This window comes from Streptomyces sp. WG5, from assembly GCF_049974565.1.
Lineage (GTDB): Bacteria > Actinomycetota > Actinomycetes > Streptomycetales > Streptomycetaceae > Streptomyces.
The window spans coordinates 181,153-194,343 of the sequence record NZ_JBNGGC010000013.1 but is presented as its reverse complement, the minus strand read 5'-3'; the positions used below and the strand labels follow the sequence as shown (position 1 = coordinate 194,343).

At 68.6% G+C, this 13,191-nt stretch carries 8 protein-coding genes; 7 read left to right on the top strand and 1 reads right to left on the bottom strand.

The window, feature by feature from the left end:
• Window positions 1-28: 28 nt before the first annotated feature.
• Entirely contained in the window at window positions 29-3,838 is a 3,810-nt protein-coding gene (locus tag ACP4IX_RS16570) for a GH92 family glycosyl hydrolase (protein WP_426555950.1), read from the bottom strand.
• Between the two features lie 539 nt (window positions 3,839-4,377).
• On the opposite strand from ACP4IX_RS16570, the gene ngcE reads away from it, so the two are divergent.
• The 7 genes from ngcE (at window position 4,378) to ACP4IX_RS16535 (ending at window position 12,716) form a co-directional block, all read left to right on the top strand.
• The gene (ngcE, locus tag ACP4IX_RS16565; protein ID WP_426525177.1) at window positions 4,378-5,826 is read left to right on the top strand and encodes an N-acetylglucosamine/diacetylchitobiose ABC transporter substrate-binding protein; all 1,449 of its coding nucleotides are present in this window, start codon (window positions 4,378-4,380) and stop codon (window positions 5,824-5,826) included.
• 85 nt (window positions 5,827-5,911) lie between these two features.
• Window positions 5,912-6,838 carry a carbohydrate ABC transporter permease gene (locus ACP4IX_RS16560; RefSeq protein ID WP_426525175.1) on the top strand — a complete coding sequence of 309 codons (927 nt, stop codon included), beginning with the start codon at window positions 5,912-5,914 and terminating at the stop codon, window positions 6,836-6,838.
• 4 nt (window positions 6,839-6,842) lie between these two features.
• Window positions 6,843-7,766, top strand: a complete 924-nt coding sequence (locus ACP4IX_RS16555; RefSeq protein ID WP_426525173.1) for a carbohydrate ABC transporter permease — start codon at window positions 6,843-6,845, stop codon at window positions 7,764-7,766.
• Between the two features lie 260 nt (window positions 7,767-8,026).
• Complete coding sequence (locus ACP4IX_RS16550; RefSeq protein WP_426525171.1) at window positions 8,027-9,238, top strand: ROK family transcriptional regulator; 1,212 nt, start codon at window positions 8,027-8,029, stop codon at window positions 9,236-9,238.
• Window positions 9,239-9,371: 133 nt separating this feature from the next.
• Entirely contained in the window at window positions 9,372-10,475 is a 1,104-nt protein-coding gene (locus ACP4IX_RS16545; RefSeq protein WP_426525183.1) for a sugar ABC transporter substrate-binding protein, read from the top strand.
• Window positions 10,476-10,635: 160 nt separating this feature from the next.
• The gene (locus ACP4IX_RS16540; protein WP_426525168.1) at window positions 10,636-11,427 is read left to right on the top strand and encodes an ATP-binding cassette domain-containing protein; all 792 of its coding nucleotides are present in this window, start codon (window positions 10,636-10,638) and stop codon (window positions 11,425-11,427) included.
• The gene (locus tag ACP4IX_RS16535; RefSeq protein ID WP_426555949.1) at window positions 11,424-12,716 is read left to right on the top strand and encodes a sugar ABC transporter permease; all 1,293 of its coding nucleotides are present in this window, start codon (window positions 11,424-11,426) and stop codon (window positions 12,714-12,716) included. The genes ACP4IX_RS16540 and ACP4IX_RS16535 overlap by 4 nt, the downstream gene beginning before the upstream one ends.
• The last annotated feature ends 475 nt before the right edge of the window (window positions 12,717-13,191 follow it).

Here is a 13,191-nt window from a genome sequence, read left to right as displayed (position 1 = left end):
GGACCCGCCACTCCCGTTTCTCATCCGCTCACGCCAGCAGTTCCACCTCCGCCAGCGTGTGCTCGCCGTCCAGGACCAGCCGGTAGTGCGCGTACGTGCCCGGCGACGTCACCGAGAACGCCCGGGTCTGCCGGTCCCAGGCGAAGGACTCGCCGGAGCGCCGGTCCAGCGTCTTCCAGGTCGTGCCGTCGGCCGAGCCCTGGAGCTTCCAGCCGGTCGGGGCCTTCGCCCGGTCCGCCGACGACGTCAGCGTGTACTGGAGGGCCTCGGCGCCCTTCTCCGGCACCGGCAGGTCCACCGACGTCACGGCCGCGTCCGTCGCCGACGTGTCGTCGAACAGGGCGCCCTCGGCCTCGATCGCGTCCGCACGCGGGGCCGGCACCTCGTCGTCCTTCGTGATCGACACCGGCGCCGCGTTCTTACCGGTGCCCCACTTCGACGGCCGCGGGCCCATGTCGAACTCCAGGACACCGCCCTTCGCGATCAGCGAGTGGGGGAGCGAAGTCGAGTTCCAGCGCTTGCCGTTGACCTTCAGGCCCTGCACGTAGACGTTCTCCGTGCTGTTCTTGGGCGCCTTGACGACCAGCTTGCGGCCGTTCTCCAGCTCGACGGTCGCCTTGGTGAACAGAGGGGAGCCGATGGCGTACTCGCCGCTGCCCATCACCAGCGGGTAGAAGCCGAGCGCGGAGAAGAGGAACCAGGCCGACTGCTCGCCGTTGTCCTCGTCACCGTGGTAGCCCTGGCCGATGTCGCTGCCGGTGTACAGGCGGGAGAGCACCTCTCGGACGTTCTTCTGCGTCTTGTGGGGCTGCCCGGCCGCGTCGTACATGTACAGGGCGTGGTGGGCGACCTGGTTGGAGTGCCCGTACATGCCCATGCGGACGTCCCGCGCCTCGGTCATCTCGTGGATGACACCGCCGTAGGAGCCCTTGAACTCCGGGGAGGCCGTCTCCGGGGTGGAGAGGTACTCGTCGAGCTTGTCACCGAGGCCCTTGCGGCCGCCGTACAGGTTGGCGAGTCCGCGGCTGTCCTGCGGGGCGGTGAAGGCGTAGCCCCAGCCGTTGGTCTCCGTGTAGTCGTACCCCCACACGCGGGGGTCGTACTTCTCGGAGTCGACGCGCCAGTTGCCCGCGAGGTCCTTGCCCTGGAAGAAGCCGGCCTTCGCGTCGAACATGTTGACGTAGTCCTGGGCGCGGTTCAGGAAGTACGCCGACTCCTCCTGGTACCGCTTCTCGCCGGTCTCCGCGTAGAGTTTCTCGCCCATCTTCGCGATGCCGTAGTCGTTGAGGTAGCCCTCCAGCGCCCACGACATGCCCTCGTGCGTCGCCGTGCTCGTGTAGCCGAGGAACGGCGAGGTCTCCATGCCCTTGCGGCCCACGCCCGAGGACGGGGGCACGGTGGTGGCGTTCTTGACGGCCGCGTCGTACGCCGCCTTCACGTCGAAGTCGTCGACTCCCTTGACGTACGCGTCGGCGAACGCCACGTCCGAGGAGGTGCCGGTCATCAGGTCCGCGTAGCCGGGGGAGGACCAGCGGGAGGTCCAGCCGCCGTCCTTGTAGTGCTGCACGAAGCCGTCGACCAGCTCACCGGCCTTGGACGGGGTGAGGAACGAGTACGCGGGCCAGGTCGTCCGGTAGGTGTCCCAGAAGCCGTTGTTGACGTACACCTTGCCGTCGACGATCTTGGCGCCGGTGTGCGTCGGGGTGTCCTCCTGGACCGCCTTCGAGAACGGGGAGGCGTACTTGTACGTCCCGTCGACCTTCTCGTGGCCCGCGTTCGGGTACAGGTACAGCCGGTAGAGGCTGGAGTACAGCGTGGTCAGCTGGTCCTGCGTGGCGCCCTCGACCTTCACCTTGCCGAGGATGCGGTCCCACTGCTTCTGGGCGTCGCGCTTGACCTTGTCGAAGGAGGTGCGCTCCGGGATCTCCTGGCGCAGGTTGTCCTTCGCCTGGTCGACGCTGATCAGCGAGGTCGCGATGCGCAGCGTCACGGTGCGGTCCCGGCCCGCGTCGAAGCGCAGGTGGCCCTTGACGCCGCTGGAGCCGCCGCCGGTGACCCTGCTGTCGAACTCGCCGTGGACGAAGAGCCGGGTGGCGCCCGCGGACCCGTCGGACTTGACGTCCGAGTAGCCGGAGAAGGTGCCGTTCTCCTTGTCCAGGGTCAGGCCGGCCTTGTCCTCGACGTTGTCGAAGATCACGCTCGCGTCGTCACCGGGGTAGGTGAAGCGCATCATCGCCGCGTGGTCGGTCGGCGCCATCTCGGCCTTCAGGCCGTTCTCGAACCGCACTCCGTAGTAGTACGGCCGGGCGGTCTCGTTCTCGTGGCGGAAGGCCAGCTCGCGCTCCTCCCGGCCGGTGTCCGGGGTGCCGGAGGCGGCGGACGGCATCACCTGGAAGGTCTGCCGGTCGCCCATCCAGGGGCTCGGCTCGTGGCTCGCGCCGAACGCCTGGAGGGTGGGCAGGTTGTCCTCGTTGTTTCCGCGCGCGTAGTCGTACAGCCAGTTCAGCACGCCGGCGTTGGTCACCGGCGTCCAGAAGTTGAAGCCGTGCGGCACGGCGGTCGCGGGGAAGTTGTTGCCGCGGGAGAAGCTGCCGCTGGAGTTGGTGCCGCGGGTGGTCAGCGCGTAGTCGGAGAGGTGCGCCTTGGGCCGCTCGGGCTTGACGCGCTCGATGGCCACGTCGTCCAGCCAGCCGCGGAACTTCGCCGGGCCCTTCGGGGAGTCGTACGCCACCAGGATGCGGTCGACGGTCTTGCCGGCCGCGACCGACCCGATCCCCGACTTCACGCTGTTCCACTGGTTGACGTACAGCACCTTGGCGTCGCCCTGGCCGCGCGGGGTGAGCGGGAAGCCGTGCTGGTCCGTCGCCTCGAGGTCGCTCAGGTAGCTGCCGTCGGTGAAGGCGAGGTCGACCGCGACGTTCGTGGCGTCGTAGTCGAGGTCGCCGTCCGCCATCGACGGGAAGATCTTGTAGGAGAGTTCCGTGCGGCGTTCGACCTTCACATTGACGTCGAAGACCTTGTTGTACGAGTACGCCCGGCCGTCCGCGGTGTGCCGGCCGGCGTACTTGAGGGCCCGCTTCCCGGTGAAGCCGGCGCCCGCCTTCGCCGTCGGCGAGCCGCTCGGGCCGCGGTCGACGAGGGAGAGCATGTCCTCGGGAACGGGCGTGTCGGTGGCGGCGGTGGCCAGTTGTACGTCGGCGAGCTGGAGCGCGTCGCCCGCCCCGTTGTTCCTGGTGACCTCCAGCCGGAAGTGCTGGAACTCGGCGGCCTCGGCGAGCTCGTACGTCTTCGTCTGGAAGCGCTGTCCGAAGGACTCCCCGGAGCGGGTGTCCAGCGTCTGCCAGGTCTCGCCGTCCGCGGAGCCCTTCAGCGTCCAGTCCACGGGGTCGCGTTCGGCGTGGTCGTTGGCCGAGGTGAGCGCGTACTTGGCGATCTTCGCCGGTTCGTCCAGGTCGAACTCGACCCAGCCGGTCGGCGCGAAGGTCAGCCACTTGGTGCCCGGTTCACCGTCGACGAGGTTCTCCTTCACCTCGCCGCCGCCCGTGTTCTCGGCGCTGGCCCGCACGCCGGTGACGTCCTCGGTGACGTTGCCCGGTATGCCGGTGCTGTAGCCGCCGTCCAGGCCCGCGGACCGCTTGTTGCCGTCCGGGTCGGTGTCCACCGTGCTGAGCCAGTCCGGAACCGGGTCGTCCGACTCGAACGAGGACGCGAACTCCCGGTCGGCCTTGGCGGGCGCGGTGGGCAGCGCGACCGCCGCCCCCTGTGAACCCACCGCCAAAGCGAAGGCGGTCGTCACCACGACCGCCGGACCCCATCTGTGCCGAACTCTGTACTGCATGCTCTGGCCACCCTCCCTGCGCTGGGGACAACGTTGTCAACTCAACTGGGCAAGGACCAGTAGGGGTCAAGTGGCATGTGATGTCAAGGGTGTTGGATGTGGCGTTCGGGGCTTATGCCGCGGATTCTTCCGGCAAGTGGCGCACAGGCCACTCATATTTCCGGGAGGTCTCAACTCGGAAAAGACGTACCGCCAACCTTGCATTCGATCTTGCTCCACTGGCGGGAAGTGGACTATACCTGTCGGCCATCGGGGGATCCGGGGGGAACACGCGAAAGGAACCGCCAGAGCGCCCGAACAGCGGTGTTCGACAGCAGTGCCCGCATGGAGGCCCCGCACGCAGCACCCGCACGGCCCGCAGCACCCGCACGGCAGTACGCGCACGCAGCGCCCGCACGGCACAAGCGCACGGCAATGGACACACGGCAGTACCCGCACGGCAGTACCCGCACTTCCTGCACGACCCAGCGTGACCCGATCGCGGTGCCGGGGAGGATCCGGTTCACCGCCTGAGTCCTGGAGAAGGCGAGGACTTGAGCATGGGATCCACTTCCGCCGAGTACGACGGCAAGGGCGTCGGCCGCCGCGATCTGATCAAGCGGTCCGCCGCGCTCGGCCTGGTCTCCGTACCGACCATGAGCTTCCTCTCCGCCTGCGCCAGCGGCGGCGGGGACGACCAGGAGAAGGCCGAGGCGGGCAAGAAGTCCGCCGAGAACCCGCTCGCGGTCAACGAGAGCGCCCAGATGGAATTCGTCCTCTTCGACGGAGGCTTCGGCAAGGAGTACGCCGAGGACGCCGTGAAGCTGTACGAGAAGGCCTTCCCGGAGGCCACGGTGAAGTTCGCCGCCACCCAGAAGATCCAGTCCACCCTGCAGCCGCGCTTCAACGGCGGCAATCCGCCGGACCTCGTCGACAACTCCGGTGCCGAGCAGATGGACATGGGCGTCCTGGTCGGCAAGAAGCAGCTCGCCGACCTCACCCCGCTGCTGGACGCCCCGTCCTACGACGACCCGAACAAGAAGGTCCGCGACACGCTGCGGCCCGGCATCGTGGAGATGGGCCAGTTCGACGGTGACCCGATCTGGATCCTGTACTACGCCTACACGGTGTACGGCAACTGGTACTCGCAGAAGGCCCTGGACTCCCTCGACGCGGAGTACCCCAAGACCTGGGACGAGATGCTCGCGGTCTGCGAGAAGGCCAAGCAGAAGGGCATGGCCGGCTGGACGTACGCGGGCAAGCACCCGTACTACATCCCCTTCGCGATGTCCCCGATGATCGCCAAGGTCGGCGGCGTCGAGGTGCTGAACGCCATCGACAACCTGGAGCCGAACGCCTGGAAGCACCCGGCGGTCAAGACGGTCTTCGAGGCCTGGTACGAGCTCTACAGGAAGGGCTACATCCTCAAGGGGACCCCGGGCCTGGACCACATCCAGTCGCAGACCGCCTGGGCCAAGGGCGACGCCCTGTTCCTCCCGAACGGCTCCTGGGTGGAGAACGAGTCGGCCAACGTCATCCCCGGCGACTTCCAGCTCAGCGTCTCCGCCCCGCCCGGCATCGACGGCTCCGACAAGATGCCGTTCGGCACCATCTGGGCCTCCGGCGGCGAGCCCTTCATCGTCCCGGCCAAGGCGGCCAACGGCGCCGGCGGCATGGAGCAGCTGCGCATCATGCTCAGCGAGGCCTCCTCGAAGAACTTCACCAGCAAGGTGAAGTCGCTGAGCGCCTACAACGGCGGCACCGACGGCATCGAGCTCACCCCGGGCCTCAAGTCCGGTGTCGCGGCGCTGGAACTGGCCGGCGACAACGTGGTGAACCCGCGCATGCAGGACTGGTACGTGCAGCTCCAGAAGGAGAAGATCGGCGTCGGCTGCCTGGGCGAGATGATGGCCGGCCGGCTCACCCCGGCCGAGACCATCAAGAAGATCCAGGGCTACGCCGACGACGCCGCCAAGGACTCGTCGATCAAGCACTACAAGCACCAGTGAGGACGTGTCACCAGGGCCTGTCCGGCGCCGGTGTGCCGGACGGGCCCTGGCGGCACCACCCGCGCGCAGATCGGGGTCGGTAGCAATGCAGCACGGCAAGTACCGGTTCATCGTGGGGTTCCTGGCGGTCCCCCTGGGGCTGTACGCGCTCTTCGTCATCTGGCCGTTCATCCAGTCCATCTACTACTCGTTCACGAACTGGACCGGCCTCAGTCCCGAGTTCTCGATGGTCGGCTTCGACAACTACTCGCGGATGCTCGACGACGACATCTTCTGGAAGTCGTTGCGGCACAGCGTGATGTTCGCGCTGCTGGTGCCGCTCGTGACACTCGGACTGGCGCTCTTCTTCGCCTTCATGATCAATGTGGGCGGGCGCCGCCGCCGCGGCGGGCCCGCGATCACCGGTGTCCGCGGCTCCGGCTTCTACAAGATCGTCTACTTCTTCCCGCAGGTGCTCTCCATCGCGATCGTCGCCCTGCTGTTCGCGTTCGCGTACAACCCGGACAGCGGAGCGATCAACTCCCTGCTGCGCGGCATCGGCCTGGACTCCGTCCAGCCGCTGTGGCTCGGTGACCCGAACCTCGCGCTGTGGTGCGTGATGGCGGTGCTCGTCTGGTCGACGGTCGGCTTCTTCGTGGTCCTCTTCTCCGCGGGCATGGCCTCCATCCCGGCGGAGTTGTACGAGGCCGCGCTGCTGGACGGGGCCAACCGCGCCGCCACCTTCTTCAAGGTCACCCTGCCCCTGCTGTGGGACACCGTGCAGTCCGGCTGGGTCTACATGGGCATCCTCGCGCTGGGCGCCGAGTCGTTCGCGGTCGTACAGATCATGACGACCGGTCCCGGCGGTCCCGACTACTCGACCACCGTCATGGTCCTGTACGTGTACCAGAAGGCGTTCCGTGACGGTCAGGCCGCCTACGCCACCACCATCGGCGTCGCCCTGCTCCTCGTCACGCTGGCCTTCGCCGCCATCGTGATGCGGCTGGGCCGGCGCGAGCGGCTGGAGTACTGATCACATGAAGACGACCGAGACCCCCGCCCCCGTACCGGCCGAGTCCGGCGCGCCCGTCCGCAAGACCGGCGCACCGCCCAGCGGGCCCCGGAAGGGGAAGAAGGAGGGCACCACCCTCAACGTCTTCTCCCACGGCGTCCTCGTCATCTGGGCGATCATGGTCGGTATGCCGCTGGTGTGGGCGGTGATGACCTCCTTCAAGGACGACGCCTCCATCTTCGGCTCGCCCTGGTCGCTCCCGGACAAGCTGAACTTCGACAACTGGTCGCGGGCCTGGTCCCAGGCGCACATGAGCGACTACTTCCTCAACACCGTCCTGGTGGTGGGCGGTTCGCTCGTCGGCACGTTGGTGCTGGGGTCCATGGCGGCCTACGTGCTGGCCCGGTTCGACTTCCCGGGCAACCGGTTCATCTATTACTTGTTCATCGCCGGCATGAGCTTCCCGATCATGCTCGCGCTGGTCCCGTTGTTCTACGTGGTGGACAACATGGGGATGCTGAACACCATCCACGGGCTGATCCTGGTCTACATCGCCTATTCGCTGCCTTTCACGGTGTTCTTCCTGACCGGGTTCTTCCGTACCCTGCCCACCTCGGTGGCGGAGGCGGCGTTCGTGGACGGGGCCTCCCACACCCGGACGTTCTTCCAGGTCATGCTGCCGATGGCCAAGCCCGGCCTGATCAGTGTGGGGATCTTCAACTTCCTGGGGCAGTGGAACCAGTACATGCTGCCGACCGTGCTGAACACGGACCCGGACAAGCACGTCCTCACCCAGGGCCTGGTGCAGCTGGCGGTCAGCCAGGGCTACAAGGGCGACTGGTCGGGTCTGTTCGCGGGCCTGGTGATGGCGATGCTGCCGGTGCTGGCCGCGTACATCGTCTTCCAGCGCCAGGTGGTGCAGGGGCTCACCGCGGGCGCCCTGAAGTAGCGCCGCCGCCCCTCGTCCGCGCGTGCCGCCCCCGGAATCCCGGGGGCGGCACGCACGCGTGTGCGGTGGCATGCGCGGGTGTGCGGTGGCACGCGCGCGTGTGTGCGGTGGCATGCGTACGGGTGTGCGGTGATCTGCGTCGGGCACCCGGATGCGGTTCAACCTCTTGACGGGAGGCGACCCGAACGGCTCAGCTTAGGGTTCACTAGTTGGACATGGACGGGGCCTCATTGAAGCGGTCCCGCGCGCAGGAGGTCGTCGTGGAGACTCCGGGGTCGCAGTCGTCGCTGCACCGAGCCAACCTTGAACGGGTCGTACGAGCGGTACGGCTCGCCGGGTCGCTCACGCAGGCGGAGATCGCGAGGGCGACAGGCCTGTCCGCGGCGACGGTCTCGAACATCGTCCGGGAACTGAAGGAGAGCGGAACGGTCGAGGTCACGCCCACGTCGGCGGGCGGCCGGCGAGCCCGCAGCGTCTCGCTGAGCGGGGACGCCGGCATTGTCATCGGCGTGGACTTCGGGCACACGCACCTGCGCGTCGCGGTCGGCAACCTCGCCCACCAGGTGCTCGCCGAGGAGTCCGAGCCGCTGGACGTCGACGCGTCGGCGGCGCAGGGCCTCGACCGGGCGGAGCAGCTGGTCAACCGGCTGATCGCGGCGACCGGCGTCGACCGGGCCAAGGTCGCCGGAGTGGGTCTCGGCGTGCCCGGCCCGATCGACGTGGAGTCCGGGACGCTGGGCTCGACCGCCATCCTGCCCGGCTGGGGCGGCACCCGGCCCGCCGAGGAGCTGCGGGGGCGGCTCGGCGTGCCGGTGCACGTGGACAACGACGCCAACCTCGGCGCCCTCGGGGAGCTGGTCTGGGGCAGTGGCCGGGGGGTGCGGGACCTGGCGTACATCAAGGTCGCCAGCGGCGTCGGCGCGGGCCTGGTGATCAGCGGCAAGATCTACCGCGGACCCGGCGGCACGGCCGGCGAGATCGGGCACATCACGCTCGACGAGGCCGGTCCCGTCTGCCGCTGCGGAAACCGGGGCTGCCTGGAGACCTTCGCGGCGGCACGCTATGTGCTCCCGCTCCTCCAGCCCGGCCACGGCGCCGATCTGACGATGGAGGGCGTCGTGCGGCTGGCGAGGGACGGTGACCCGGGCTGCCGCCGGGTGATCGCCGACGTCGGCCGCCACATCGGCAGCGGCGTCGCCAACCTCTGCAACCTGCTCAACCCGAGCCGCGTCGTCCTCGGCGGCGATCTGGCGGAGGCCGGTGAGCTGGTGCTCGGCCCGATCCGGGAGTCCGTCGGCCGTTACGCGATCCCCAGTGCGGCGCGTCAACTCTCCATCCTCCCCGGGGCACTTGGGGGACGCGCGGAGGTACTCGGGGCGCTCGCCCTCGCCCTCAGTGAGATGGGTGATTCGACGCTTTTGGACGGAAGCGCGACCGGGGCCCTGTCGGCGGCCAGCCCTGCCTTCACTTAGAGCACGGATGGCACCGTTGTCATCTCGTTAAGGATTTACTTCTTGACGCCGCACGTGCGGCCGAGTTGACTTCCAGCCACCTCGGCCGCAACGACGCGGCCTCGTCAGGGAGGTTTCTGAAGTGAACACGCGTATGCGTCGTGCTGCCGTTGCCGTTGCCGCTACCGCCATGGCCTTCTCGCTCGCCGCTTGCGGCAGTGCCGCGGAGTCCGACGAGAACAAGGACGCGTCGGACTCGTCCGCCAAGAAGGGCGACGACATCAAGGTCGGTCTGCTCCTGCCGGAGAACCAGAACGCGCGGTACGAGAAGTTCGACAAGCCCTTGATCGAGAAGAAGGTCAAGGAGCTCACGAACAACAAGGGCGAGGTCGTCTACGCCAACGCCAAGCAGGACGCCACGGTGCAGTCCCAGCAGGTCGACACGATGATCACCAACAAGGTCGACGTGCTCATCGTGGACGCCGTGGACTCCAAGGCCATCGCCGGCTCGATCAAGAAGGCCAAGGACCAGGGCATCCCGGTCGTCGCCTACGACCGCCTGGCCGAGGGCCCGATCGACGCCTACACCTCGTTCGACAACCACACCGTCGGCAAGGTGCAGGGCGAGGCCCTGCTGGAGGCGCTGGGCGACAAGGCCAAGGACGGCCAGATCGTCATGATGAACGGGGCCTCCACCGACCCGAACGCCGCCCAGTTCAAGGAGGGCGCCCACTCCGTCCTCGACGGCAAGGTGAACGTCGGCCGCGAGTACGACACCAAGGAGTGGAAGCCGGAGAACGCCAACTCCAACATGCAGGCGGCCATCTCGGCCCTCGGCAAGGACAAGATCATCGGTGTCTACTCCGCCAACGACGGCATGGCGAGCGGTGTCATCACGGCGCTGAAGCGCGCCGGTATCGCGAACATCCCGGTCACCGGCCAGGACGCCGAACTCGCGGGCGTGCAGCGCATCCTCACCGGTGAGCAGTACATGAGCGTCTACAAGTCCTACCCGCAGGAGGCCACCGTCGCGGGCGAGATGGCCGTCGCCCTCGCCAAGGGCGAGTCGCTCGACTCCATCGCCAAGGAGAAGGTCGACAGCGCCACGACCAAGGGCATCCCCACGGTCCTCATCCCGGTCGTCTCGCTGACCAAGGACAACATCAAGGAGACCGTCGTCAAGGAGGGTTTCTACACCCTCGACGAGATCTGCGCCGGCAGCTACAAGGCCGCCTGCGACAAGGTCGGTCTCAAGTAGGCAGCCCCGCGCCCCGTACCGCGTGAGCGCGTACGGGACCGGCTGCACGCAGCTTCCTCCGGCGCCCCGCACTCATCAGCCCCGCAAGCTAGGCGGGGCGCCGGACGGAACACCCCCCAAACTTCTGCACAACCTCCCGCCGGGTCAGGCGGCGAAGGAGATGGTTCACGTGTCCGCTACGCCCGTGCTGGCGTTGCGCGGGGTCTCCAAGCGATTCGGTGCCGTCCAGGCGCTCACCGACGTAGAGCTTGAGGTCCACGCCGGTGAAGTGGTCGCCCTGGTGGGCGACAACGGCGCCGGAAAGTCCACGCTGGTCAAGACGATCGCCGGCGTGCACCCCATCGATGAAGGCGCCATCGAGTGGGACGGCAAGACCGTTTCGATCAACAAGCCGCACGACGCCCAGAATTTGGGCATCGCGACCGTCTACCAGGACCTCGCGCTGTGCGACAACATCGACGTGGTCGGCAACCTCTACCTCGGCCGGGAGATCCGCAGGCGCGGCGTCCTGGACGAGGTGGAGATGGAGCGCCGCTCACGCGAGCTGCTGGACACCCTGTCCATCCGCATCCCCAGCGTCCGCATCCCGATCGCCTCGCTCTCCGGCGGTCAGCGCCAGGTCGTGGCGATCGCCCGGTCCATGCTCGGCGAGCCCAAGCTGGTCATCCTCGACGAGCCCACCGCCGCCCTCGGTGTCGAGCAGACCGCCCAGGTCCTCGACCTCGTGGAGCGGCTGCGCGAGCGCGGCCACGCGGTCATCCTCATCAGCCACAACATGGCCGATGTCAAGGCGGTCGCCGACAAGGTCGCCGTCCTGCGCCTCGGGCGCAACAACGGCGTCTTCGAGGTCAGGTCGACCTCGCAGGAAGAGATCATCTCCGCCATCACGGGCGCCACGGAGAACGCCGTGACCCGTCGTGCGGCGCGCACCAATGGGGAGATCAAGAAGTGAGCATCGACAAGACCTCCACCGCCGCCGCGGACAGCGCGGCGGAGAACCCCGACGCGGCCCCCGCCGCCGTCGCCGCGGTCGACCCGCGGCTGCTGGTCCGCGAGCAGGGCTTCGCGGGCTACCTCGGCGAGTTCAAGCGGAAGATGAAGGCCGGTGACCTCGGGTCCATACCGGTCGTCGTCGGTCTGCTGCTCATCTGGGCCATCTTCACCAGCCTGAACTCCAACTTCCTCACCGCCGGCAACTTCTCCGACATGTCCGTCGCCATGGTCGGCACGGGCATGATCGCCGTCGGTATCGTCTTCGTCCTGCTGCTCGGCGAGATCGACCTGTCGGTCGGCTCGGTCAGCGGCGTCGCGGGTGCCACCTTCGCGGTGCTGAACATCACGCACGGGATGAACGAGGTGCTGGCCCTGGTGCTGGCCATCCTCACCGGCACCGTGGCCGGCACCATCCACGGCTTCGTCTTCGCCCGCATCGGCGTCCCCGCCTTCGCCGTGACGCTGGCCGGCCTGCTGTTCTGGCAGGGCTTCATGCTGCAGATCCTCGGCAGCAACGGCACCATCAACCTGAACAGCGACGGCATCGTCGTCAAGCTGACCAGCTACTACTTCAGCGACGTGGCCGCCGCCTACGGCCTGGCGATCGTCGTGACCGCGGGGTACTTCCTCTCCGCCTTCTTCGACAACCGCCGCCGCGAGGCCGCGGGCGTGCCGTCCCGGCCGCTGAACGAGGTCATCGTGCGCACGGTGCTGCTGGCCGTCCTGGTCTTCGCCGCGGCGATCGTCTTCAACCAGTACAAGGGCCTGCCGCTGGCCGTGGTGATCTTCCTCGCGTTCCTGCTGCTCACGGACTTCGTGCTGCGCCGCACGTCCTACGGCCGCATGGTCTTCGCCCTGGGCGGCAGCGTCGAGGCGTCCCGCCGCGCCGGTATCAACGTGGAGCTGGTCCGGATCTCGGTCTTCGCGATCGCCGGCACCTTCGCCGCGATGGGCGGCCTGTTCGTCGCGTCGCGGATCGCCTCCGCCAACCAGGGTGCCGGGGCCGGCGATTTCCTGATGAACGTCATCGCCGCCGCCGTGATCGGCGGCACGTCCCTCTTCGGCGGCCGCGGCCGCACCTGGGACGCGCTGCTCGGCGTGATGGTCATCGTCTCGATCCAGTACGGCCTCGCCCTGCAGGGCGTCGCCTCGCCGGTCCAGTACATGATCACCGGCGGCGTGCTGCTGGCGACGGTCGTCATCGACGCGGTCACCCGCAAGACGCAGAAGACGGCCGGCCGCGCGTAGGGCTGGCCGGGCGGCTCAGGGGCGCGGGAACACGCTCAGGGGCGCGGGAACACGCTCAGGGGCGCGGGAACGCGCCGTCCCCGCCGCAAGCACCACCCGCGTCCTCCGGCAAGTGAGGGGGAGAGCGTGCCGGGCCCCCGTCCGCGGCTCGACCCGCCGAGACCGGCCCTGACGGACACCGCGCACGTCGCGGCCGCACCGCCGCCCGCCCGAGCTGAGCCCTCGGGCGGGCGCCGTGCTGTCCGCACGCGGCCGGCCGGTGGCCCGGCCCCGCCGTCCACCGCACGGGACGGACGGTGCCGGCGGCCGGGGACGTCGTCCTCCGTGCGGGGCCGGTGGCCCGCCGCCGCGGGGGCGGGCGTACCGTCCGGTCCGCGGGGGACGCCGACCGTCTGGGTGGACGTGTCCGTACGGGGGCTCCTCGCGGACGGGACGACGCCCGTGCGTCAGGATGCCGAGAACGACGGCCGGCGGC